This is a genomic window from Pseudomonas sp. TE12234 (assembly GCF_054061835.1).
The window spans coordinates 134,039-155,745 of the sequence record NZ_JBSSEP010000004.1 but is presented as its reverse complement, the minus strand read 5'-3'; the positions used below and the strand labels follow the sequence as shown (position 1 = coordinate 155,745).

Below are 21,707 nucleotides of genomic sequence, written 5' to 3'. Positions count from 1 at the left end.
GCTAAGTCATTGAAAAATATGGTCGGGACGGAGTGATTCGAACACTCGACCCCTAGCACCCCATGCTAGTGCGCTACCGGACTGCGCTACGCCCCGACTAGGCGTGAAACCTGTTCTTCATCTCGAAGAACGCTCAAGAATATATCGCAAGCGTTTGAAAACTGGAAGTATTTAAACGCAGGAATTTATTTTTTAAGGACCACCAGAACATCTTCCAGCTCAGCAATCATTTGGCGAATCATTTGTTTGTACTGGGTTGTGTCATCTTTGGCCTCATCACCGGACAAACGCAGACGCGCGCCGCCGATAGTGAAACCTTGATCGTAAAGAAGTGCGCGGATCTGCCGGATCATCAGCACGTCCTGGCGCTGATAATACCGGCGGTTTCCGCGGCGTTTGACGGGGTTGAGTTGAGGAAACTCCTGCTCCCAATAGCGCAGTACGTGCGGTTTTACCGCACACAGCTCGCTAACTTCACCAATGGTGAAGTAGCGTTTGCCTGGGATGACGGGTAGCTCGTCGTTATGACTTGGTTCCAGCATAAGCCTCAACTCGGGCCTTCAATTTCTGCCCTGGACGAAAGGTGACCACACGGCGAGCCGTGATCGGGATTTCTTCTCCCGTTTTCGGATTGCGGCCAGGCCGCTGGCGTTTGTCCCGAAGGTCGAAATTGCCGAAACCGGACAATTTGACTTGCTCGTTGTCTTCAAGAGCGTGCCTGATTTCCTCGAAAAACAGTTCAACCAATTCCTTGGCTTCCCGCTTGTTCAGGCCCAGCTCTTCATACAGACGTTCCGCCATCTCAGCTTTCGTCAAAGCCCCCATACGTCACTTCCTTAACGTGGCGTTCAACCTTTGTTCGAGCGAGGTGAGGATGTTTTGAGTCGCAGAATTCACCTCATCGTCATTAAGAGTGCGCGATGGATGCTGCCAGGTCAAGCCAACTGCGAGGCTTTTTCTATCAGGATCAATGCCTTTACCCTGATACACGTCAAATAGCCTGAGGTCTGTCAGCCATTCGCCTGCATTTTCACGGATTACGTCCAGCACAGCCGTGGCTGCAACCCCTTTGTCCGCAATCAATGCCAGGTCACGACGCACTTCAGGAAAGCGCGATAACTCCTGGAATTTAGGCATTTTGCCCGCCGCGACTTCTGCCAGAACCAGTTCGAAAACGAATACGGGACGGTCCAGCCCCAGCGTTTTCGACAATTCAGGGTGGATCGCACCGACAAAACCGACCAGACGCCCCTCTCGCTCGACACGCGCGGTTTGACCCGGGTGCAATGCTGGATGCTTGCCCGGCACGAACGTGAAAGCATCCAGTGCACCGGCAAAGCCCAACACCGCCTCCACGTCAGCCTTGACGTCGAAGAAGTCCACGGTGTCGCGACCTTGCGCCCAGCCTTCAGGCAGACGGCTACCGCAAACCACGCCCGCCAGCATTGGCTCTTGCTTCAGCCCTTCCAGCTGACCGACGAAGCGCAGACCGCTTTCGAACAGACGCACACGGTCTTGCTGCCGGTTCAGGTTGTGCTGCAGCGCCTTGACCAGACCAGGCCACAAGGACGAACGCATGGCGGCCATGTCGTTCGAAATCGGGTTAGCCAGCAACAGCGGTTCAACACCCGGATTAAACAACTCGAACTGTTTCGGATCGATGAAGCTGTAGGTGATCGCTTCCTGATAACCACGGGCTACCAGCAGGCGGCGCAGTTCAGGCAGATCGCTACGCGCTTCAGCCTTGGCTTGCGGCGCCAGACGCGCTTGCGGGTAACGAACCGGCAAGCGGTTGTAGCCGTACAAACGAGCCAGCTCTTCGATCAGGTCGACTTCCAGACTGATGTCGAAGCGGTGGCTCGGCACTTCCACGCGCCACTGCCCTGCTCCGTCGGCGGTAATGCCCAGGCCCAAAGCGCTGAGCAGACGCTCGACTTCGGCCGAATCCATTTCCATGCCCAGCATCTGGGTGATGCGCTGGGTACGCAGGGTCACCGGCGCGATCGATGGCAGGTGCTGCTCACTGACGGTTTCGATGATTGGACCCGCTTCGCCGCCGGTGATTTCCAGCAGCAGGCCAGTGGCGCGCTCCATGGCTTCACGGGCAAGTTGCCAGTCCACGCCACGCTCGTAGCGGTGCGATGCGTCGGTGTGCAGGCCATAGGAACGGGCCTTGCCAGCGACAGCGATTTGATCGAAGAAGGCGCTTTCCAGGAATATGTCGCGAGTGGTCGCGGTGTTGACGCCGCTGTGCTCACCGCCCATGACACCGGCAATTGCCAGTGCGCGAGTGTGGTCGGCAATCACCAGCGTATCGCTACGCAGGCTAACTTCCTGACCGTCAAGTAGAACCAGCTTTTCACCTTCTTCAGCCATCCGCACGCGGATGCCACCGTTGATCTCGGCAAGATCGAAGGCGTGCAGCGGTTGGCCCAGCTCCAGCATCACATAGTTGGTGATATCGACAGCGGCGTCGATGCTGCGCACTTCGGAACGACGCAGGCGCTCAACCATCCACAGCGGCGTCGGCTTGGACAGGTCGACGTTACGGATTACACGACCCAGGTAACGCGGGCAAGCAGCGGGAGCCAACACTTCAACCGAGCGCACTTCATCGTGCACGGCGGGAACGATGGCTACCACGGGACGAGTGACCGTAGTGGCGTACAGCGCGCCGACTTCACGAGCAAGGCCCGCCAGGGACAGGCAGTCGCCACGGTTCGGGGTCAGGTCAACCTCGATGCTGGCATCGTCCAGGTTCAGATACTCACGAATGTCCTGGCCTACAGGCGCATCGGCAGGCAATTCCATCAAGCCGTCGTTGCCTTCACCGACTTGCAGTTCGGCCTGGGAGCACAGCATGCCGTTGGATTCAACGCCACGCAGCTTGGCCTTCTTGATTTTGAAATCACCCGGGAGCTCGGCACCGATGGTGGCGAACGGGATCTTCAGGCCGGGGCGAACGTTTGGCGCACCGCAAACAACCTGGAAGGTCTCCGAACCATTGCTGACCTGGCAAACACGCAACTTGTCGGCGTCCGGGTGCTGTTCGGTGCTCAGCACCTCGCCCACGATGACACCGCTGAATACACCGGCGGCCGGCGTAACGCTATCGACCTCAAGACCGGCCATCGACAGACGAGCAACCAGCTCATCGCGACTTACCTGCGGGCTTACCCAGCCACGCAGCCATTGTTCACTGAATTTCATCCTGCTCTCCTAAGAATTCGTTACGACTAGCGAAATTGCGCGAGGAACCGCAAGTCGTTGTCGAAGAACAGACGCAAGTCGTTCACGCCGTAACGCAGCATGGCAAGACGCTCAACGCCCATGCCGAAGGCAAAGCCCGAGAACTCTTCCGGGTCGATCCCGGACATGCGCAGCACGTTCGGATGAACCATGCCGCAGCCCATCACTTCCAGCCAGCCAGTCTGCTTGCACACACGGCAGCCTTTACCGCTGCACATCACGCATTCCATGTCGACTTCTGCGGATGGCTCGGTGAAGGGGAAGTACGAAGGGCGGAAACGCACAGCCAGTTCTTTTTCGAAGAACACCCGCAGGAACTCTTCGATGGTGCCTTTGAGGTCGGCGAAATTGATGTCGCGATCGACCAGCAGGCCTTCGACCTGATGGAACATCGGCGAATGGGTGATATCCGAGTCGCTACGATACACACGGCCTGGGCAGACGATGCGGATTGGCGGCTGTTTCGACTCCATGGTACGGACCTGTACCGGCGAGGTATGGGTGCGCAGCAACATGTTGGCATTGAAATAGAAGGTGTCATGCATCGACCGGGCCGGGTGATGGCCCGGGATGTTGAGCGCTTCGAAGTTGTGGTAGTCGTCTTCGACCTCAGGACCTTCGGCAATGCCATAACCGATGTGAGTGAAGAACTGCTCGATGCGTTCAAGAGTACGGGTGACCGGATGCAGACCACCTGAGGTCTGACCACGGCCAGGCAGTGTGACGTCAATGGACTCGGCAGCGAGTTTGGCGGCCAGATCGGCCTCTTCAAACAATGCCTTGCGCGCATTGAGAACGTCTGTGACACGCTCCTTGGCAACGTTGATCAGCGCACCGACTTGCGGACGCTCTTCTGCCGGCAAATTCCCCAGGGTCTTCATCACCTGAGTCAATTCACCCTTTTTGCCAAGGTAGTGAACCCGGATTTGCTCCAGGGCATTGATATCTTCAGCGCTTTGCACAGCCTCTAGAGCTTGCGAGACGAGCGCATCCAGGTTTTCCATGTACAGACTCCAGATACAAAATAGGGGAAGAGCTTGAAGGCTCTTCCCCTATTTATGACGTTTAACACCTGACCTCACAGAGGTGAGACCGGGTGACTGTCGGGGGTACTTAAGCCAAGGTGGCTTTAGCTTTCTCGACAATCGCAGCAAACGCCGCTTTTTCGTTCACTGCCAGATCAGCCAGAACCTTACGGTCGATCTCGATGGACGCTTTTTTCAGGCCGGCGATGAAACGGCTGTAGGACAGACCGTTGATACGTGCACCAGCGTTGATACGAGCGATCCACAGAGCGCGGAACTGACGTTTTTTCTGACGACGGTCACGGTAGGCGTATTGGCCTGCCTTGATTACCGCTTGCTTGGCAACACGGAATACGCGCGAGCGAGCGCCGTAGTAGCCTTTAGCAAGTTTCAGAATTTTTTTGTGACGTTTACGGGCAATGACGCCACGCTTTACACGAGCCATGAGTTACTTCCTCTATTCTTGACTAAAATTAACGAAGGCGCAGCATGCGCTCGACTTTTGCCACGTCAGACGGATGCAGCAAGCTGCTACCGCGCAGTTGACGCTTACGCTTGGTCGACATTTTGGTCAGGATGTGGCTCTTGAAAGCGTGCTTGTGCTTGATACCGTTAGCAGTTTTCAGAAACCGCTTAGCAGCACCACTTTTGGTCTTCATTTTTGGCATGTTCGGATACTCCGCATTCAGTTGATAAACATAATCAGAAGGCCTGCCGTGCCCTGTTGATTACTTCTTCTTTTTCGGGGCGATGACCATGATCAGCTGGCGTCCTTCCATCTTAGGATGCTGTTCGACCGAACCGTACTCAAGCAAGTCACCTTCAACTCGCTTGAGGAGTTCCATCCCCAGCTCCTGGTGGGCCATCTCACGGCCGCGGAATCGCAAGGATACCTTGGCCCTGTCCCCGTCACTCAGGAAACGTACCAGGTTGCGCAGTTTTACCTGGTAATCCCCTTCCTCCGTCCCTGGACGAAACTTGATTTCTTTAACCTGAATCTGCTTCTGGTTTTTCTTGGCAGCAGCAATCTGCTTCTTCTTTTCGAAGATCGATTTGCCGTAGTCCATCAGTTTGCAAACAGGGGGTACTGCATCGGCGGAAATTTCCACCAGATCCAGTTTGGCCTCTTCAGCCTTAAGAAGCGCGTCTTCAATTGACACAATCCCAAGCTGCTCGCCTTCAGCCCCAATTAACCGAACCTCGCGTGCCGAGATATTCTCGTTGATCGGGGCCTTCGGTGCAGCTCGTTTATCTTGTCTCATTTCACGCTTAATAATAATTACTCCGAATCTTGGCGACCACGCCGGGAAACCGCTTGCGCGAGGAACTCAGCAAACTGGGCGACGGGCATTGAGCCCAGGTCAGCACCTTCGCGAGTACGCACAGCGACAGTCTGCATCTCGACTTCCCGATCTCCGATAACCAAGAGATAGGGAACCTTGAGCAAGGTATGCTCGCGGATTTTAAAGCCGATCTTTTCATTTCTCAAGTCAGACTTGGCACGAAACCCGCTTTCGTTGAGAGTTTTTTCGACCTGAGCAGCAAAATCTGCCTGTTTATCAGTGATATTCATGATCACTGCCTGGGTCGGGGCCAGCCACGCAGGGAATGCACCCTCGTAGTGTTCGATCAAAATCCCGACAAAACGCTCGAAGGAACCCAGGATCGCCCGATGCAACATCACCGGATGCTTGCGACTGTTGTCTTCGGAGACGAATTCGGCGCCCAAACGGACAGGCAGGTTAAAATCGAGCTGCAGAGTACCACACTGCCAGACACGGCCCAGGCAATCTTTCAGCGAGAACTCGATCTTCGGACCGTAGAACGCCCCTTCGCCTGGCTGCAGATCGTACGGCAGGCCCGCGCTATCAAGGGCTGCGGCCAATGCGGCTTCTGCGCGATCCCACAGTTCATCGGAGCCAACTCGTTTTTCCGGACGAGTGGACAGCTTCATCTCGACATCTTTGAAGCCGAAGTCAGCGTACACGTCCATGGTCAGCTTGATAAACGCTGCGGATTCGGCCTGCATCTGCTCTTCGGTGCAGAAGATGTGGGCATCGTCCTGAGTGAACGCACGAACGCGCATGATACCGTGCAAGGCACCCGATGGCTCATTACGGTGGCAGGCACCGAATTCGGCCAGGCGCATTGGCAATTCGCGGTAGCTCTTCAGGCCCTGGTTGAACACCTGCACGTGGCAAGGGCAATTCATCGGCTTGATGGCGTAGTCGCGGTTTTCCGACTGCGTGGTGAACATGTTGTCGGCGTAGTTGGCCCAGTGCCCGGACTTTTCCCACAGGCTACGGTCAACGACCTGGGGAGTCTTGATCTCCAGGTAACCGTTGTCACGCTGAACCTTGCGCATGTACTGCTCGAGCACCTGATACAACGTCCAGCCATTCGGGTGCCAGAACACCATACCCGGCGACTCTTCCTGGGTGTGGAACAGGCCCAGGCGCTTGCCGATCTTGCGGTGATCACGCTTTTCAGCTTCTTCGATGCGCTGGATGTAAGCCGCCAGCTGCTTCTTGTCAGCCCAGGCGGTGCCGTAGACGCGCTGCAATTGCTCGTTCTTGGCATCGCCACGCCAGTAGGCGCCGGACAACTTGGTCAGCTTGAAGGATTTCAGGAAGCGGGTATTCGGCACATGCGGACCGCGGCACATGTCGACGTATTCTTCGTGATAGTACAGACCCATCGCCTGCTCGTTCGGCATGTCCTCGACCAGGCGCAGTTTGTAGTCTTCACCGCGAGCCTTGAACACTTCGATCACTTCGGCGCGCGGAGTGACTTTCTTGATGACGTCGTAATCTTTTTCGATCAGCTGTTGCATGCGCTGTTCGATGGCGACCAGGTCGTCCGGAGTAAAAGGACGCTCGAAGGCGATGTCGTAATAGAAACCTTCGTCAATGACCGGGCCGATGACCATTTTGGCCGTCGGGTACAACTGCTTGACCGCATGGCCAACCAGGTGGGCGCAAGAGTGGCGAATGATCTCCAGCCCCTCTTCATCCTTTGGCGTAATGATTTGCAGCGTGGCGTCGCTGTCGATGATATCGCTGGCATCAGCCAGCTTGCCGTTGACCTTGCCAGCCACTGTAGCTTTGGCCAGACCCGCACCAATGGAGGCGGCGACCTCGGCGATGGAGACCGGATGATCGAATGAACGTTGACTGCCGTCGGGAAGAGTAATAGTTGGCATGGCGCCTCCTCTCCTAGTGGTGACCCCTACCAAAGGTCACGTGGGTTGGGATGAGCCAGTACAAGATCCGATCCAGGCCATTCAATGACGAACGCCTGCCTTACAGCGGCAGGAGCCTTGCGGCCAACCGGGAAATCGAACCAGAGTGACTGGGATTCAAATCAGGGTTATTCGCGCATCTGCCGCGACCGGGACTGAAGGTCAACCGGAGCCTGCAAACGCCCGAGCGAGGCATGCTAGCACAGATGGACGGTAATCGAGCTGCACGCATTCAGAGCGTGAAGATTTCGTCACTTCTACACCGCGCAGTGAACTTGAGATATACGAGCTGGTTCAAATTGGCTGAGAATCGTCATACACATCGACCCAAGGAACCATGTCATGCGTCTTATCCGTCTTATTGCCCTCGCAGCCCCGCTGGCCTTGATATTGCCGCTTAGCGCCCAAGCGGCCTGGCCACCAGGCTTGAAAAACCAATACATGGCGGATTGCTCTAAAGCCGCCAGCCAAAGCGTGAATCCTGCGCAGGCAAAGAAGAGCTGCTCTTGCGGCGCCGATGTGCTGGAAAAGAAATTCACCACCCAGGAAATCGGGCAGTTGATGGACAAAAACAACCCGCCTAGCGGTGAGCTCGGCCAGCGCGCGCTGAAAGAAATCTCGGTGTGCAAAGTCCAGAAATAGTACTTCGCAGACGATTCCCGGAGCCGTTCAAGCGCACAAAAACAGCCAAAAAACGGCTGATTTACATAATTTACGCAGCTTTTATGGGTTTTTTTACGGCCCTCTTTTGCAGCGCAAACCCGTTGAAACCGGGGCTTACAGCCATTCATGGAAGTGAAAGGCGTGCAATATGAAAGCAAACAACGCGTCTGGGGGGCTCCCAAAGCGAACATTTCGACTATGATACCCGGGTGTGCCCAGTTGGCCTGAGCAGCACAGTACTACTGAAAATATATGTTTCTTGGAGATACACCATGTCTAATCGCCAAACCGGCACCGTTAAATGGTTCAACGATGAAAAAGGCTTCGGCTTCATCACTCCTCAAGGTGGCGGTGACGACCTGTTCGTACACTTCAAAGCTATCGAAAGCGACGGTTTCAAAAGCCTGAAAGAAGGCCAAACCGTTTCCTTCGTGGCTGAGAAAGGCCAAAAGGGTATGCAAGCTGCTCAAGTTCGCCCAGAGTAATTTCCAGGCGCACTAAAAAAACCCCGTCCATGTGACGGGGTTTTTTATGGGTGATGCAAAAGTTGGCGATCAGCCGCAGTTAACGCGGGTTACGACTTTGTTGGCATCGGTGTTCAGGTTGAGACGGTCGGAGCGATACTCCAGGGTCACCATGTCATTTGGCGACAGGAACCGCGCATTCTGTGCGCCTGCTCGCTTGCGAGCCTGCTCCAGCAGTTCAGGCGAAGCCGTTTTGCCAAGGGTGAATTCGGCAGCTTTTGCCTCACAACGGCTGTGACCTGTGTCAGTCGTCGTTACAGGGTCAGTTGCCGATTCGGTAGCGGCAGTGCTGCAACCGGCCAGCGTGGCAACGGCCAATAGGGCACCCAATGACGCGAGCTTCCAAGGCATGACGCCTCCTTTTTTCGATAGTTAAGCTGAATTTGTGCGACCGCCATTCTGGCGTTTGGTTTCATCGAGCGTTCTGGCAACAAGACCGCCGCCGCAGACAAACAGCAAGTTTGCCTGAGCATTGCCCTCCCCTTCACGCCTCAATCGTGACTGAATATGAACGGCACTCAGTAGACGTCGATGTAATCAAAAGCCGGTTTGGGCCAATTCTGCTTCAGCGCATTGAAGATCTGCATGACCCAGACCTCGTCACTGGCTGCGACCCGTCCAACGTAGCCAGACCCCTTGGCCCACGTCTCCAGGCGAAACAGCAACCCGTCGATGTCGGTGCCGCCCACGACACCCGATGAAATATAGGCGATACCGCCCTTGGTCACCCGCAACTGGGTATGTTCGTCATCACTGGCAGCGGCCAGCATCTGACGCACCGCCTCAAGGGTCAGGCCGTCAGGTGTGTTCAAATCGATCCGCACAGCGCGATCCTTGAAAAGTCATCAAAGACCAAGTGTCGCATAGCCCCCCAATGATGCCTAAGTCGGAGTGCCAAAAGTCCCGCAAAATGGTTAACTCGGCACTCAGACTCTCTCGACCCCACGAGCACCACCATGACCACCGTAAGCATCGATGCCGCCATTAACGCCAAGTGGCCAGAGGGCCATAGCTCTTACAGCCCCGGCAGCCCGGAAGAGCTCGCAATCATCGGTATCGATTTACTGGTCAAGGAGCTGGGGACCGAAGCCGCCCAGTCGTTCATCCAACAGATTTTCGAGAAATACCCGCCCCATCAGGGCAGCGGGCATTCGCAACGCTCGTAGATCACTTCAGTCGGGCCAGGCGTTCGGTCAGCAGATCGAAGAAGCCCTGGGCGTCGCCGCTGTCCACCCAGAACGCATTCTTCGGTGCCCCGAGGCCGTCATGCCAGTCGACAATGGTTTGACCGAAGGTCGGCCCTTCCCGACTGTCGACCACAACGTTGACCCGGCGACCGCTGAACAACTGCGGCTTGAGCAGGTAGGCGATGACCGTGGCGTCATGCACCGGACCACCCGGAATGCCGTAGTGCTCCATATCGCCCTTGATGTATTCATTGAGAATATCGCCGACCAGCTTACTGGCATTGTTGTTCAGCGCCGCAATCTGCCGCAGGCGCGCCTCGCTGGTGAGGATCTTGTGGGTCACATCCAGGGGCAGGTAAGTCAGCCTCACGCCACTCTTGAGTACGACCTCGGCAGCGTGTGGATCGGCGAACAGGTTGAACTCCGCGACGGGTGTGATGTTGCCGCCATTGAAATGCGCACCACCCATGATCACGACTTCCTTGATGCCCTTCACGATTTCAGGCTCCTGGATCAGCGCGAGCGCCAGGTTGGTCTGTGGCCCCAGCATGGCGATGGTGATGCTGTGGGGCTTGGCCGCCTTCAGAGTGCCGATCAGGAACTCGACTGCACCGTCCTCGGCCAAACCCTTCTTCGGCTCGTACACGGCGACACCCGACAGCCCTTCCCTGCCATGGACACCTTCGGCATAGATCGGAGTACGCATCAGCGGTTTCGGCGCCCCGGCATAGACCGGCACGTCCTCGCGCCCTGCCCACTCCCGCGCCAATCGTGCATTGCGTGACGTCTTGTCCAGGCGAACGTTGCCCGCGACCGTGGTCAACCCATGGATATTGAGTTCGTCCGGCGATGCCAGTGCAAACAGCAAGGCGACCACATCATCGGCACCGGGGTCGGTATCGATGATCAAGTCGATCTTTTCCGCCGCTTGAACGCTGGTCAGGGTAATCAGGGACAAAAGCAGACTCCGAAGCAAAAGGTGCAGTTTCCGGGCATGGCAATACATGGCGCACTCCTTGTGCAGGGCAGAAACCGTCAGGCAGAGCGTTTCAGAATGTCACTCCGGCGACCAGTACGACATTGCAGTAAGGCTGGCATTCACCGGTACGAACAATTGCCCGGGCTTGTCGGCTGAGGACCTTGAACTGTTCATGACTCAGTAGCTCACGCCGGCCCAGCGCGCCCTCGGCATTCAACTTATCCAGCGCGGCTAATGCCGACGGCTTTTTTTCCAGGATTTCCTGCGCCAACACGTGGCTTTCAACCTGCATTTCGCTGAGCACAACGTTCAAGGTGCTGACGAAATCTGGCACACCGTGGGTCAGGGCCAGGTCGATCAGTTCGACACCCGGTGGCACCGGCAAACCCGCATCGCCGATCACCACCAAATCGCCGTGGCCGAGTGAAGCAATCAGCCGCGACAGTGCGACGTTGAGCAAAGGAGTCTTTTTCATGGTGTTTTAAACGCCTGAACATCGGACAAGGTGGGAATCGAAGGTTGTGCGCCGGCGCGGGTGACCGACAGCGCCGCTGCGACCTGCCCGAAACGAATCGCATCTGCCTCACTTTTGCCGGAGGCCAGTGCGGCAGCGAATCCGCCGACGAAGGTATCGCCGGCCGCCGTGGTGTCCACCGCCTTCACGCTGGGCGCGGGGAAATGCTCGACGCGCTTGCCATCGGCGAATAGTGCCCCGTCAGCGCCAAGGGTGATAATTACCTTCCCGGCACCCATTTCGACCAGACGGTTGGCGGCTGCTTGCGCCGATTGCCGAGAGTCCACCGGCAAGCCACTCAGTGCCGACGCTTCGCTTTCGTTGGGAATCAGGTAATCGATGTTTGCGTACCAGTGCGCTGGTAACGGGCGACTGGCCGGCGCTGGATTGAGGATCACGGTCTTGCCCAACGCGCGACCGCGCGCCAGTGCATGGCCGACGGAGGCATCCGGAACCTCCAACTGGCAGATGATGACGTCGGCGGCTTGCAGGACCGGATCAAAGCATCCGATCACCGCGGGCGTCAGCGCACTGTTGGCGCCGGCGACAATCACGATCGCGTTCTGGCTATTGTCGTCGACCACGATCAATGCGACACCACTGGAACCGTCCACCACGCTGACCGCCTGACAATCGATCTGTTCGGCCAGCAACGCCTCGCGCAGCTCCTTGCCATACGCATCGCTGCCCACACAACCAACCATCGACACCTGCGCGCCCAATCGCGCGGCGGCCACGGCCTGATTCGCGCCCTTGCCGCCGGAGACCGTGGCAAAGGATTCGCCGATCAGCGTTTCACCGCCTCGCGGCAGCCGAGGCGCCCGGGTGACCAGGTCCATGTTCAGGCTGCCTACTACCACTACTTTTGCTGGCATACATCCCTACTCGTCATTTCCGTTTCAGCGATATTCCGCAAACACACCCGCCAGCGGCGCGGTCGATTCACGCATCACGATGCTGGGTGTCACGATCCGTTGTTCTGTGCTCAGTTGCGGTGTGACGATCCTTCTTAGCAACACTTCGGCCGCCATCTCGCCAAGCTGCAGGATCGACTGGCCGACAGTGGTCAGTGCCGGATAGACATAGCGGCTCATCTGGATGTCGTCGAAGCCGATCACCGACAGCTGTGTCGGTACACGAATGTTGCGCTCGGCGGCGGCTCGCAGCACGCCGATGCCAATCATGTCGTTGGCGGCGAAGATCGCACTGGGTGGATTGCGCTCCAGCAGGATCGCGGCAGCGTTGTACCCGCCGGTGCTGGTGAAGTCGCTTTCCAGCATGCGCTGGCGTGGCACTTCGAGCCCGGCGTCTTTCAGCGCGCGGCAAAACCCCGCCAGGCGCATCTGCGCCACACTGGTGGTCGCCGGCCCGCTGATGGTGGCGATGTCCCGATGGCCCAATTCCAGCAAGTGCCGGGTCGCCAGATAGGCACCGTATTCGTGATCGATGCGCACCAGGTCCGCATCGACGCCTTCCAGCCCGCGGTCGACGATCACCATTGGCGTGCGCACACCGGCCAGCCCTTGCGCCAGACTCCGATCACCGCCAGCCGAGGCGACGATCAGCCCGTCGATGCGTTTTTCCAGGAGTACACGCAGGTAGTTGCGCTGCTTGTCGGGGTTGTCGTCGGAGTTGCAGAGAATCACGCAGTAGCCATTGCGCTCACAGTAGTCCTCGATGCCCCGCGCCAGTTCCGCAAAGTACGGGTTGAGGCTGTTGGGCACCAGCAAGCCGATGGTCGCGGTAGTTTTGGCCTTGAGGGAGCGGGCCACCGCACTGGGTACGTAGTCGAGGGTCTTGATGGCAGCTTCGACTTTGACCCGAACTTCTTCACTGACCGGCCGGGTTTTGTTCACCACATGGGAAACCGTGGTGTAGGAAATTCCGGCGAGCGCTGCCACATCCTTGATCGTTGCCATGATTCAAGCCCGCCGACTTGCGCGCTGACTGCGGTAGGTATCGAGCACCACCGCCACCACGATCACCGCGCCGGTAATGATGCGCTTGGTCGGTTCGGTCGCGCCGATCTGCGCCAGGCCGGCCGCCAGTACGGAGATGATCAATACACCGAAAAACGTGCTGATCACCGAACCACGCCCCCCCATCAGGCTGGTGCCGCCGATGACCACGGCAGCGATCACCTGCAACTCAAGACCGGAACCGGCATTCGGATCCGCCGCTTCCAGGCGCGAAATCTGGAACAACGCCGCGATACCGGCCAACAGTCCCATCAGACTGAATACCAGGATTTTGTAGGGTTTCGGATTGATCCCCGCCAGACGCACCGCCTCTTCGTTGGTGCCGATACCGATCAGGTAGCGACCGAATACCGTACGGGTCAACACGGCCTGGGCGATGAAAATAATCAGCAAGGCAATGATGAAGGACGGCGAAATACCGAAGGCGATCGGGTTCGACAACCAGGCGAAAGCGTCACCGATATACGCCGTGCGCGAACCGGTCATCTGGTACGCCACACCGCGCGCCATCTCCAGCACGCCGAGGGACACGATGAACGACGGAATCCGCCACACCACGGTGATCGAACCGGTGATGGTGCCCGCCAGCGCCGCCGTCGCCATGCCGAGCAAGGCCGCAGGCATGACACTCCAGCCCCAGCCCAGAATCGCCACGCTGACGGTTGAAGCGGCCAGTGCCAGCACCGAGCCTACCGACAAGTCGATGCCACCGATAATCAACACAAACGTCATGCCGACCGCGAGGACCATCAAGTCCGGAATCTGATTGGCCAGGGTGCTGAACGTGTCGTAGGACAGGAAGTGGCTGCTCAAGAGCGAGAACAGAACCACCATCGCCAACAAGGCACCGGCCAGGCCCAGATAGGTGCCGAGGCCGTAAAAATTGCCACTGCGCTTGCCAGCGGAAGATGCGGTATTCATGGAAGATCCCTAGGCGCTGCTTCGTTGAGCAGCGCATCACGTTTTTGGTAGCCGGCGAAAGCGGCGGCAAGCAACTCATCCTGGGTCCAGCTATCGCGCTCGAACGTGTCGATCAGACGCCCCGCCGAAAGCACACCAATGCGATCACAGATGAGCATCAATTCGCGCAGGTCACTGGACACCACCACCAGCGCCTTGCCCTGGCGCGTCAACTCGCCGAGCAAGGCGTAGATGTCGAACTTGGCGCCGACATCGATACCACGGGTCGGCTCGTCGAACAGCAACACCGAGCATTCGCGCTCCAGCCAACGGCCAATCACGACTTTCTGCTGGTTGCCGCCGGACAGTTCGGACACCCGCTGTGCCGGGCCGGAACTGCGAATGCGCATGGCGTCGATTTGCCGCTGGGCCAGGGAAGCCTCATCGCCATTGTTGACGAAGCCGCCGCTGGAAATGCGCGGCATGTTGCCCAGCGCAATGTTGGCGCCGATCGATTGCGTCAACAGCAGACCCTCGCCCTTGCGATCCTCGGTGATCAGCGCGATGCCGTGACTGACTGCATCCACCGGCGAACGAATGCTCACCACCTGCGCTGGTGAACCCAACGCAACGGTGCCGCTGTCGGCGATGTCGGCACCGAAGATCAACCGCAGCAATTCAGTGCGCCCAGCTCCGATCAGGCCGGAGATGCCGTAGATCTCACCGGCGCGCACTTCAAAGGACACGTCGCGAACCTTGTCGGAGCGGCTCAGCCCTTTGACCGTCAACGCTGGAGCACCAATGGTGCGCGGCCCCATGTCGATGTGCTCGCCGAGTTCACGACCGACCATCAGCGTGACCAACTGCTCGCTGTTGTAATTGGCCATCGGTTCGACGCACACCAGGTTGCCGTCGCGCAGTACCGCAATACGCTGCGCGACCCGGGCCAACTCTTCGAGGCGATGGGAGATGTAGATGATCGATACACCGCGAGCCTGCAGGCGGGTGATCTGCTCGAACAACATTTCGACTTCTCGCGCCGTGAGCATCGCGGTGGGTTCGTCGAGGATCAGAACATGGCAATCGCCGATCAGGTTGCGGGCGATTTCGACCATTTGTTGATGACCGATACCCAGCTCGCCGACCAGGGTATCCGGGTCGATCGCGTCGAGCCCGACCTGGGCCATGGCTTCGATCGCCGCCTGGCGCAACTGCTTGCGGCTGATCCAGCCGCCGTTGCTGGGCAAGTTGTCGAGAAACAGGTTTTCCGCCACCGACAGCGTCGGCAACAGATTGAGCTCCTGCATGACCATGCGGATGCCCAGCTCTTCAGCCTGGGTGCGGCTGCCGGGACGATATTCCTGCCCCTGAAATTGCATGTGGCCGGTGGTCGGCGCGACCAGACCGCCAATGATCTTCGACAGCGTACTTTTGCCAGCGCCATTCTCGCCGGTCAGTGCCAGCACTTCACCGCGCATGAGCGTCAGGTTGATGCCGGTCAGGACCGGTTGGGCGTAGGTCTTGCCGATGCCGCTGACCGAGAGGACAGCGTTCGGGTCGCGAACGGACATAAAAACTCTCCATGCGCTCGCCCGGACGGGCGAGCACCAGTGTGTCGCCGAAGGACTACTTGGTAACCAGCTCTACCGGGGTCTCGATCACGCCGTTGGCGCCGCTGTCGACTTTTTCACCCTTGATGATTTTCAGCGCGGTCTCGATGCCGAACACGGCCTGCCTGGCCGCAAACTGGTCGGCGGTGGCCAGGACCCGGCCGTCCTTGAGCATCGGCTTGATCGCATTGATATTGTCGTAGCCGACCACTTGCACCTTGCCGGCCTTGCCTGCGGCGCGCACGGCAGACACCACGCCGACGGCCATGCTGTCGTTGCCCGCCAACAGGGCTTTCACTTGCGGGTACTCGCTGAGAATCGAGGCGGCGACTTTATTGCCCTTGTCGATTTCCCAGTCACCGGACTGTACCGACACGACCTTGATCTGCGCCGCTTCCATCGCATCCTTGAAGCCTGCCGTACGGGCCTGGGCGTTGGTGGTGGTGGACACGCCTTCGATGATGCCGACCTCATCACCGGCCTTGAGCTGCCTGGCCAGGTATTCACCGACCAGACGCGCCCCTTTGCGGTTGTCCGGGCCTACGAATGGAACGTTGATATTCTTGCTTTTGACCACAGCGGGATCGAGCTGATTGTCGATGTTGACCACGGTGATGCCCGCGTCAACGGCCTTCTTGATCACGGGCACCATGGCTTTGGAGTCAGCTGGCGCGATGACCAGTGCATTGACCTTGGCCAGGATCATTTGCTCGACGATACGCGTCTGGCCCGCCGTATCCGTTTCATCCTTGATGCCATTGGAAATCAGCTCGAATTCGCCGGAGTGCTCTTTCTGATAGGCTTTGGCGCCATCTTCCATGGTCAGGAAGAATTCGTTGGCCAGGGATTTCATGACCAGCGCGACTTTCGGTTTTGCAGGCGTCTCGGCGAAAGCCGAAGAAACAGGCAGCGCGGCGGATGCGGCAGCCAGCATGGCGACAGCGAGAAGGCGTCCAGCGAATGGCAGCTTCATGGGTTCACTCCGATCTTATGATTATTGTGTGAGCAACGCGTGCGCTGGCATTGATTCGGGGCATTCACGATGGAATTATCCCATCAGAAACGCCGCGCAAACGTTTGCGTAGATCGAACTATGCGAATCCTGCCGACATTTGTCAACGAGCAAAAAGCCGTTCCGACTGTAACAATGTGAAAGCCGGCGTTCACCTTACGCCGTCGTATTGACCACGGACCCCGTGCCGGATCCCTTGGTCATTTCCTTGATCAGACTGGCACTGGTTTGCAGGATGGCGCCGTTCGTATCCGCGATCTGCCCCTGAATGGCCGACACAGCGGTGATCTTGGCTTCCGGCGTGGAATAGCTCGCAGCCTGAGCCGCAGCCAGTTGCTGTTGCTGCTCGCGCAATTGTTGCTGCAGCTCTTTGAGACGCTTGAGCAAGACTTTCACGGCGATACTGGTGTTGTCGCCGGCTTGCGATTCTTGAGTGTCGGCGCTTTTGTCCAAACCAACAGGACCGGTCTTGACTGACTTATCGTCCCCCTCCTTCGCGCCCAGCGCTTGAGCAGCGGCATCGGCCGTTGCATCGCTCAGTTCACGAATCGTCTTGGCTGACTTTCCACCAATGGTGATGCCCGCTGCGTTTGGAAGACCTACTGATAAAGACATGTGAACTCCTGAGAAAAAACATCCATTGAAGAAGCATCGACCTCAAAGCGAGTTTCTTTAGCAATGATTCACATCTGTACAACAGGAAGAATTCAACAGAACTTTTCGGAGAGCCGAACATGAAAGCCGCAAAAAATCGGAAAACCGGACATGCAACGGCCGTCGCACGCCAAGAAATCGTTTAAATCAATAAACAAATCAGTCAGTTAAGCGTTTTTTTCCATTCAAAGTGTGACTGGTACAGATCCTGCTCTTACCCAGCACCCCAGGCGTTCAGATTCGCGTGGGGCGCATCTAGATGAACTTGCATCTGCACCGTCACCACTAGAGAGAAAAATAATGACATCTGCTTTCAAGACCTTTGTTCCGGGCGCCTTGGCCCTCCTTCTGCTTTTGCCGACCGCCCTTCAGGCAAAGGAAGCTGAAACTCAACAAAAACTGGCGAACGTGGTCATTCTGGCCACCGGCGGCACGATTGCCGGCGCGGGTGCCAGCGCCGCCAACAGTGCAACCTACCAAGCGGCAAAAGTCGGTATCGACAAACTGATCGCCGGCGTACCCGAACTGAGTCAAGTGGCCAACGTGCGCGGCGAGCAGGTCATGCAAATCGCCTCCGAGAGCATCACCAACGACAACCTGCTGCAACTGGGCCGCCGCGTGGCCGAACTGGCTGACAGCAACGACGTCGATGGCATCGTGATCACCCACGGCACCGATACCCTGGAAGAAACCGCCTACTTCCTGAACCTGGTGGAAAAAACCGATAAACCGATCATCGTCGTCGGTTCCATGCGCCCTGGTACCGCGATGTCCGCCGACGGCATGCTGAACCTGTACAACGCCGTGGCCGTGGCCAGCAGCAAAGAGGCACGGGGCAAAGGCGTGCTGGTGACCATGAACGATGAAATCCAGTCGGGTCGCGATGTCAGCAAAATGATCAACATCAAGACCGAGGCGTTCAAAAGCCCATGGGGCCCGCTCGGCATGGTGGTGGAAGGCAAATCCTATTGGTTCCGTCTGCCAGCCAAACGCCACACCATGGACTCGGAATTCGACATCAAGACCATCAAGAGCTTGCCTGATGTTGAAATCGCCTATTCCTACGGCAACGTCAGCGACACCGCCTACAAGGCACTGGCACAATCAGGCGCCAAAGCCATCATCCACGCCGGCACCGGCAATGGCTCGGTCTCTTCGCGTGTGGTTCCAGCCCTGCAGGCCCTGCGCAAGGACGGCGTACAGATCATTCGCTCGTCCCACGTCAACGCTGGTGGTTTCGTCTTGCGTAACGCCGAACAGCCTGACGACAAGTACGACTGGGTCGTGGCCCATGACCTGAACCCGCAAAAAGCCCGCATCCTCGCCATGGTCGCCCTGACCAAGACCAATGACAGCAAAGAGCTGCAACGGATGTTCTGGGAATATTGATTCGCCCCTCGCCCGACCGGTTCCGGTCGGGCACTGCTTCACCACTCGTCGATGGCTGGCGAGTGGCGCATACCCCGCCTGACAAAAAAACGCCCACTACCCTACGCCAAACGGAAAAAACTGCTGTCAGAGGATTTTCTTGAATTTTAAGCAGTTGCGAAAAAGCTTACAGTTAAATACTGTATGCACGTACAGCTTAATAAGGATAATTCTGTGGACACTACCTCCGCCTCACATGACGCCTATGTACGCATGGGTCTGCGCGTTCAGAAAATCATCAACTCCCCGACCGCTCAAAAAGCCAAGGCCGCCCTGATCTTCCGTCTTCCCGATGAGCCGGTGGATGAGTGGGAACGCTTGCTTGAAGAAATCGACGAGAACGACAACGTGACCCTCGCCTATCGCGACGATGGCGGCGTGCAGATTTTTTGGGTTGTGCCGAAGGAAGACTGAGTCAATGAGTGTCCGCTGTTTTGCTTTGTTGTTGCTGCTGTTCGCCATGGGAGTCCAGGCTGACGCGCCGCGAACCTTCAACGAAGCCAAGAAAGTTGCCTGGAAGCTATACGCTCCACAATCCACCGAGTTTTATTGCGGCTGCAAGTACACCGGTAACCGGGTGAATCTTTCGGCCTGCGGTTATGTGCCGCGCAAAAATGCCAAACGCGCGGCGCGCATCGAATGGGAACACATTGTTCCAGCCTGGCAAATCGGCCACCAGCGCCAATGCTGGCAAGAGGGAGGCCGCAAGAACTGCACGCGCTACGACCCAACCTATCAGAAGGCCGAAGAGAATCTGCACAACCTGGTGCCGAGTATCGGTGAGGTGAATGGCGATCGCAGCAACTTCAGCTTCGGCTGGTTGCCGGAACAGCCCGGACAATATGGTTCTTGCCTGACCCAAATCGACTTCAAGGCAAAGAAGGTCATGCCGCGCCCTTCCATTCGCGGCATGATCGCCCGGACTTATTTCTACATGAGCAAACAGTACGGCTTGCGCTTGTCGAAGCAGGATCGGCAACTGTTCGAAGCCTGGGACAAAACCTATCCGGTTCAGGCCTGGGAACGTCAGCGTAACCAGAGCGTGGCGTGCGTGATGGGGCGCGGCAATGAGTTTGTCGGCCCGGTAGACATGAAAGCCTGCGGTTAACCGTTTTCCAAAAAGCACAAAGGCCTCGGGTTGACCACCCGAGGCCTTTTTTGTTTGCCAACCGCTGGCCCTGTTGCAGCCTCAACAGCCAGTTACTGAGCGGTGGGACGCTCGATGACCAGCACTTCAACATTCTGTTGCTTCGCACGGACGATGGCCGCGACCACCTCAGCCCGCTTTGCCTCGGCTTCAGCTTGCGAATCATAAGGGCCCATCAAAATGCGAACCTTGCCGTTTTCCTTGACGACACTGGACATGAAATTGTGCTCGATCAGCCAGCCACTGAGGTCGCTGACGGCTTGGGGTGTTTCACCGCGAACCTCAAGATCCCATTGCGGGCCGGATGCTTGCGCAGGAGCTGCAACCGTTGCCGGCGCAGGCTTTGGCGCATCAACATTCTTGCCCTCACCGCATCCCGCCAGCGCCAGTACCGCCATAACCAAGACCATTTTGCGCACAGCGTTTCCCTCTGAAGGCTTAAAAGCCGGAATTTTAACATTCATGAATACTTCTCGAGTGCCGCAAAATGGCCTTAAAACAACGAGAATGATGGATGCGGCCTCTGTATAGTTACGTCTTGGGAATTAATGCTGCATCTGCACGTCAGAAAGAGGCACCCAAACTGTGAGACTTCGCACTAATCTATACATACCACCGACCTCTGCACTGTACGAATCAGGTGCCCCACGAAGCAATCAAGGAGAAGACCATGCTGATACTCACCCGCAAAGTCGGTGAAAGCATAAACATTGGTGATGACATTACGATCACCATCCTGGGCGTAAGCGGCCAGCAAGTCAGGATTGGCATCAACGCCCCGAAAGACGTTGCGGTGCACCGCGAAGAAATCTACCAGCGCATTCAGGCCGGCCTGACGGCTCCGGACAAACCGCAAACCCCCTGAATCCAGCGCAGTCAGTAGCCAGCCCGTTCGCCACGGAACGACGGCTGGCTAAAGATTCAGGCGTCACTCAAGCAAATGTCACTCCCCGCGCCATGCCCGTGGCCGCCACGACCATCAGCAATACCAGCAGCGCCTCAATGTGACTGACCCTCGCAAACAACTTTGCACGCCCGATTTCTATAGTGGCGCCGCGCGCGAGTGCGATCCGCCATTTGATCAGCGTGACCAGCGGCGCAATTTCCAGCAGCAGGATAATCACGAACAACGCCATCTTCAGATGGAACAACGGCTGGTGCAGATAGTAATCCGTGCCCTTCTCGTAGCCGCCGAAGGCCCGCATCCCGCCGGTCACCAGCAGAATCAACGCCGAAATCCCCCAGAGATTATCGGCAAGCAATACGCTGCGCGCCTCCCCTCCATCGGCCGTCAGGCGCCGAAACGCCGTGCCACGGGCCAGAACCGCCCAAAACGCCAGCACAACAGCCAGTAGGTGAACCGCTGCAAGGATCCAATGAATCAGCATTGAGTAACTCCTGTCACGACCAAGTGGAAACAACCTGACAGTAGTAGCCCATGTATCAATGAAGCGCACCGCCTCGCAAACCGTCGATATTCGAGTCAGCCCTTGGAGACGACAGAACGTGGTGCCCCAGACCAACTAAACTCCAAGACGCTGGTCACTTGCAGGCTCCTGCAGCCACCACCCCCAACAGCAGTCATCCCCACCGTG

At 57.5% G+C, this 21,707-nt stretch carries 27 protein-coding genes and 1 tRNA gene; 7 read left to right on the top strand and 21 right to left on the bottom strand.

Translation table 11 applies throughout. The features are described 5' to 3' along the window. Nucleotides 1–19: 19 nt before the first annotated feature. The 9 genes from ACVWYU_RS08825 to thrS all read right to left on the bottom strand — a co-directional run bounded on the left by ACVWYU_RS08825 (nt 20) and on the right by thrS (nt 7,476). Nucleotides 20–96, bottom strand: a tRNA-Pro gene (locus ACVWYU_RS08825). 89 nt (nt 97–185) lie between these two features. Continuing rightward, a complete protein-coding gene (locus ACVWYU_RS08820; RefSeq protein ID WP_003179985.1) occupies nt 186–542 on the bottom strand; it encodes a MerR family transcriptional regulator in 357 nt (118 codons plus the stop codon). Then, nucleotides 523–825: an integration host factor subunit alpha gene (ihfA, locus tag ACVWYU_RS08815; RefSeq protein WP_002553164.1), complete on the bottom strand. Its 303-nt coding sequence runs from the start codon at nt 823–825 to the stop codon at nt 523–525. Before ihfA ends, ACVWYU_RS08820 begins: the two co-directional genes overlap by 20 nt. 3 nt (nt 826–828) lie before the next feature. Further along, nucleotides 829–3,210 carry a phenylalanine--tRNA ligase subunit beta gene (gene pheT, locus ACVWYU_RS08810; protein WP_390955353.1) on the bottom strand — a complete coding sequence of 794 codons (2,382 nt, stop codon included), beginning with the start codon at nt 3,208–3,210 and terminating at the stop codon, nt 829–831. 26 nt (nt 3,211–3,236) lie between these two features. Further along, a complete protein-coding gene (gene pheS, locus ACVWYU_RS08805; RefSeq protein ID WP_090318844.1) occupies nt 3,237–4,253 on the bottom strand; it encodes a phenylalanine--tRNA ligase subunit alpha in 1,017 nt (338 codons plus the stop codon). Between the two features lie 109 nt (nt 4,254–4,362). After that, a complete protein-coding gene (rplT, locus tag ACVWYU_RS08800) occupies nt 4,363–4,719 on the bottom strand; it encodes a 50S ribosomal protein L20 (protein WP_007905879.1) in 357 nt (118 codons plus the stop codon). A 28-nt stretch (nt 4,720–4,747) separates the two neighbouring features. Further along, entirely contained in the window at nt 4,748–4,942 is a 195-nt protein-coding gene (gene rpmI, locus ACVWYU_RS08795) for a 50S ribosomal protein L35 (protein ID WP_002553160.1), read from the bottom strand. 60 nt (nt 4,943–5,002) lie between these two features. Continuing rightward, complete coding sequence (infC, locus tag ACVWYU_RS08790) at nt 5,003–5,554, bottom strand: translation initiation factor IF-3 (RefSeq protein ID WP_172435341.1); 552 nt, start codon at nt 5,552–5,554, stop codon at nt 5,003–5,005. Next, on the bottom strand, nt 5,554–7,476 hold the full coding sequence (gene thrS, locus ACVWYU_RS08785; RefSeq protein WP_457372457.1) for a threonine--tRNA ligase: 1,923 nt from the start codon (nt 7,474–7,476) through the stop codon (nt 5,554–5,556). Before thrS ends, infC begins: the two co-directional genes overlap by 1 nt. Before the next feature lie 381 nt (nt 7,477–7,857). On the opposite strand from thrS, the gene ACVWYU_RS08780 reads away from it, so the two are divergent. Both ACVWYU_RS08780 and ACVWYU_RS08775 read left to right on the top strand, forming a co-directional pair. Further along, a complete protein-coding gene (locus tag ACVWYU_RS08780; protein ID WP_457372456.1) occupies nt 7,858–8,157 on the top strand; it encodes a hypothetical protein in 300 nt (99 codons plus the stop codon). Nucleotides 8,158–8,450: 293 nt separating this feature from the next. Continuing rightward, nucleotides 8,451–8,663, top strand: a complete 213-nt coding sequence (locus tag ACVWYU_RS08775; RefSeq protein WP_003179963.1) for a cold-shock protein — start codon at nt 8,451–8,453, stop codon at nt 8,661–8,663. A 69-nt stretch (nt 8,664–8,732) separates the two neighbouring features. On the opposite strand, the gene ACVWYU_RS08770 is transcribed toward ACVWYU_RS08775, so the two are convergent. After that, nucleotides 8,733–9,053: an I78 family peptidase inhibitor gene (locus ACVWYU_RS08770; protein ID WP_090318835.1), complete on the bottom strand. Its 321-nt coding sequence runs from the start codon at nt 9,051–9,053 to the stop codon at nt 8,733–8,735. A 167-nt stretch (nt 9,054–9,220) separates the two neighbouring features. Further along, complete coding sequence (locus ACVWYU_RS08765) at nt 9,221–9,526, bottom strand: hypothetical protein (RefSeq protein WP_457372455.1); 306 nt, start codon at nt 9,524–9,526, stop codon at nt 9,221–9,223. Nucleotides 9,527–9,658: 132 nt separating this feature from the next. Between ACVWYU_RS08765 and ACVWYU_RS08760 the strand changes: the two genes are divergently transcribed. Beyond that, nucleotides 9,659–9,868 (top strand): hypothetical protein, encoded by a 210-nt coding sequence (locus ACVWYU_RS08760; protein WP_090318829.1) that lies wholly within the window; start codon nt 9,659–9,661, stop codon nt 9,866–9,868. A 1-nt stretch (nt 9,869) separates the two neighbouring features. Here ACVWYU_RS08760 and ACVWYU_RS08755 read toward each other — a convergent pair whose 3' ends face one another. From ACVWYU_RS08755 to ACVWYU_RS08720, 8 genes are all read right to left on the bottom strand, one after another. Then, nucleotides 9,870–10,895: a nucleoside hydrolase gene (locus ACVWYU_RS08755; protein WP_457372454.1), complete on the bottom strand. Its 1,026-nt coding sequence runs from the start codon at nt 10,893–10,895 to the stop codon at nt 9,870–9,872. Nucleotides 10,896–10,938: 43 nt separating this feature from the next. Continuing rightward, nucleotides 10,939–11,343 (bottom strand): D-ribose pyranase, encoded by a 405-nt coding sequence (gene rbsD / locus ACVWYU_RS08750; RefSeq protein WP_090318822.1) that lies wholly within the window; start codon nt 11,341–11,343, stop codon nt 10,939–10,941. Next, entirely contained in the window at nt 11,340–12,257 is a 918-nt protein-coding gene (rbsK, locus tag ACVWYU_RS08745) for a ribokinase (protein ID WP_457372453.1), read from the bottom strand. The genes rbsD and rbsK overlap by 4 nt, the downstream gene beginning before the upstream one ends. Nucleotides 12,258–12,281: 24 nt before the next feature. Further along, nucleotides 12,282–13,301, bottom strand: a complete 1,020-nt coding sequence (locus ACVWYU_RS08740; protein ID WP_248914072.1) for a LacI family DNA-binding transcriptional regulator — start codon at nt 13,299–13,301, stop codon at nt 12,282–12,284. Between the two features lie 3 nt (nt 13,302–13,304). Then, a complete protein-coding gene (locus tag ACVWYU_RS08735; protein ID WP_457372452.1) occupies nt 13,305–14,282 on the bottom strand; it encodes an ABC transporter permease in 978 nt (325 codons plus the stop codon). Further along, a complete protein-coding gene (locus ACVWYU_RS08730) occupies nt 14,279–15,832 on the bottom strand; it encodes a sugar ABC transporter ATP-binding protein (RefSeq protein WP_457372451.1) in 1,554 nt (517 codons plus the stop codon). The genes ACVWYU_RS08735 and ACVWYU_RS08730 overlap by 4 nt, the downstream gene beginning before the upstream one ends. A 55-nt stretch (nt 15,833–15,887) precedes the next feature. Next, nucleotides 15,888–16,844: a sugar ABC transporter substrate-binding protein gene (locus ACVWYU_RS08725; RefSeq protein ID WP_090318807.1), complete on the bottom strand. Its 957-nt coding sequence runs from the start codon at nt 16,842–16,844 to the stop codon at nt 15,888–15,890. A gap of 195 nt (nt 16,845–17,039) precedes the next feature. Continuing rightward, nucleotides 17,040–17,498, bottom strand: coding sequence for a hypothetical protein (locus ACVWYU_RS08720; RefSeq protein ID WP_090318804.1), 459 nt, complete (start codon nt 17,496–17,498; stop codon nt 17,040–17,042). A gap of 339 nt (nt 17,499–17,837) precedes the next feature. Here ACVWYU_RS08720 and ACVWYU_RS08715 point away from each other — a divergent pair, with 339 nt between their 5' ends. From ACVWYU_RS08715 to ACVWYU_RS08705, 3 genes are all read left to right on the top strand, one after another. Continuing rightward, on the top strand, nt 17,838–18,926 hold the full coding sequence (locus ACVWYU_RS08715) for an asparaginase (RefSeq protein WP_090318801.1): 1,089 nt from the start codon (nt 17,838–17,840) through the stop codon (nt 18,924–18,926). A gap of 183 nt (nt 18,927–19,109) precedes the next feature. Further along, the gene (locus ACVWYU_RS08710; RefSeq protein ID WP_052193599.1) at nt 19,110–19,379 is read left to right on the top strand and encodes a DUF1654 domain-containing protein; all 270 of its coding nucleotides are present in this window, start codon (nt 19,110–19,112) and stop codon (nt 19,377–19,379) included. 4 nt (nt 19,380–19,383) lie between these two features. Continuing rightward, nucleotides 19,384–20,073 carry an endonuclease gene (locus ACVWYU_RS08705; protein WP_457372450.1) on the top strand — a complete coding sequence of 230 codons (690 nt, stop codon included), beginning with the start codon at nt 19,384–19,386 and terminating at the stop codon, nt 20,071–20,073. Between the two features lie 92 nt (nt 20,074–20,165). Here the strand turns inward: ACVWYU_RS08705 and ACVWYU_RS08700 are convergent, their stop codons facing one another. Continuing rightward, nucleotides 20,166–20,531: an SPOR domain-containing protein gene (locus tag ACVWYU_RS08700; protein WP_457372603.1), complete on the bottom strand. Its 366-nt coding sequence runs from the start codon at nt 20,529–20,531 to the stop codon at nt 20,166–20,168. A gap of 251 nt (nt 20,532–20,782) precedes the next feature. On the opposite strand from ACVWYU_RS08700, the gene csrA reads away from it, so the two are divergent. Next, complete coding sequence (gene csrA / locus ACVWYU_RS08695) at nt 20,783–20,977, top strand: carbon storage regulator CsrA (RefSeq protein ID WP_007938114.1); 195 nt, start codon at nt 20,783–20,785, stop codon at nt 20,975–20,977. Nucleotides 20,978–21,044: 67 nt separating this feature from the next. On the opposite strand, the gene ACVWYU_RS08690 is transcribed toward csrA, so the two are convergent. Next, nucleotides 21,045–21,500: a DUF2214 family protein gene (locus tag ACVWYU_RS08690; RefSeq protein ID WP_248914070.1), complete on the bottom strand. Its 456-nt coding sequence runs from the start codon at nt 21,498–21,500 to the stop codon at nt 21,045–21,047. Between the last annotated feature and the right edge of the window lie 207 nt (nt 21,501–21,707).

Excerpts from the sequence above, each read along its gene's own strand:
- ACVWYU_RS08820 (WP_003179985.1), bottom strand. The coding sequence starts at position 542 with ATGCTGGAACCAAGTCATAACGACGAGCTACCCGTCATCCCAGGCAAA.
- ihfA (WP_002553164.1), bottom strand. The coding sequence starts at position 825 with ATGGGGGCTTTGACGAAAGCTGAGATGGCGGAACGTCTGTATGAAGAG.
- pheT (WP_390955353.1), bottom strand. The coding sequence starts at position 3,210 with ATGAAATTCAGTGAACAATGGCTGCGTGGCTGGGTAAGCCCGCAGGTA.
- pheS (WP_090318844.1), bottom strand. The coding sequence starts at position 4,253 with ATGGAAAACCTGGATGCGCTCGTCTCGCAAGCTCTAGAGGCTGTGCAA.
- rplT (WP_007905879.1), bottom strand. The coding sequence starts at position 4,719 with ATGGCTCGTGTAAAGCGTGGCGTCATTGCCCGTAAACGTCACAAAAAA.
- rpmI (WP_002553160.1), bottom strand. The coding sequence starts at position 4,942 with ATGCCAAAAATGAAGACCAAAAGTGGTGCTGCTAAGCGGTTTCTGAAA.
- thrS (WP_457372457.1), bottom strand. The coding sequence starts at position 7,476 with ATGCCAACTATTACTCTTCCCGACGGCAGTCAACGTTCATTCGATCAT.
- ACVWYU_RS08780 (WP_457372456.1), top strand. The coding sequence starts at position 7,858 with ATGCGTCTTATCCGTCTTATTGCCCTCGCAGCCCCGCTGGCCTTGATA.
- ACVWYU_RS08775 (WP_003179963.1), top strand. The coding sequence starts at position 8,451 with ATGTCTAATCGCCAAACCGGCACCGTTAAATGGTTCAACGATGAAAAA.
- ACVWYU_RS08770 (WP_090318835.1), bottom strand. The coding sequence starts at position 9,053 with ATGCCTTGGAAGCTCGCGTCATTGGGTGCCCTATTGGCCGTTGCCACG.
- ACVWYU_RS08760 (WP_090318829.1), top strand. The coding sequence starts at position 9,659 with ATGACCACCGTAAGCATCGATGCCGCCATTAACGCCAAGTGGCCAGAG.
- ACVWYU_RS08755 (WP_457372454.1), bottom strand. The coding sequence starts at position 10,895 with ATGTATTGCCATGCCCGGAAACTGCACCTTTTGCTTCGGAGTCTGCTT.
- rbsD (WP_090318822.1), bottom strand. The coding sequence starts at position 11,343 with ATGAAAAAGACTCCTTTGCTCAACGTCGCACTGTCGCGGCTGATTGCT.
- rbsK (WP_457372453.1), bottom strand. The coding sequence starts at position 12,257 with ATGCCAGCAAAAGTAGTGGTAGTAGGCAGCCTGAACATGGACCTGGTC.
- ACVWYU_RS08740 (WP_248914072.1), bottom strand. The coding sequence starts at position 13,301 with ATGGCAACGATCAAGGATGTGGCAGCGCTCGCCGGAATTTCCTACACC.
- ACVWYU_RS08735 (WP_457372452.1), bottom strand. The coding sequence starts at position 14,282 with ATGAATACCGCATCTTCCGCTGGCAAGCGCAGTGGCAATTTTTACGGC.
- ACVWYU_RS08730 (WP_457372451.1), bottom strand. The coding sequence starts at position 15,832 with ATGTCCGTTCGCGACCCGAACGCTGTCCTCTCGGTCAGCGGCATCGGC.
- ACVWYU_RS08725 (WP_090318807.1), bottom strand. The coding sequence starts at position 16,844 with ATGAAGCTGCCATTCGCTGGACGCCTTCTCGCTGTCGCCATGCTGGCT.
- ACVWYU_RS08720 (WP_090318804.1), bottom strand. The coding sequence starts at position 17,498 with ATGTCTTTATCAGTAGGTCTTCCAAACGCAGCGGGCATCACCATTGGT.
- ACVWYU_RS08715 (WP_090318801.1), top strand. The coding sequence starts at position 17,838 with ATGACATCTGCTTTCAAGACCTTTGTTCCGGGCGCCTTGGCCCTCCTT.
- ACVWYU_RS08710 (WP_052193599.1), top strand. The coding sequence starts at position 19,110 with ATGCACGTACAGCTTAATAAGGATAATTCTGTGGACACTACCTCCGCC.
- ACVWYU_RS08705 (WP_457372450.1), top strand. The coding sequence starts at position 19,384 with ATGAGTGTCCGCTGTTTTGCTTTGTTGTTGCTGCTGTTCGCCATGGGA.
- csrA (WP_007938114.1), top strand. The coding sequence starts at position 20,783 with ATGCTGATACTCACCCGCAAAGTCGGTGAAAGCATAAACATTGGTGAT.
- ACVWYU_RS08690 (WP_248914070.1), bottom strand. The coding sequence starts at position 21,500 with ATGCTGATTCATTGGATCCTTGCAGCGGTTCACCTACTGGCTGTTGTG.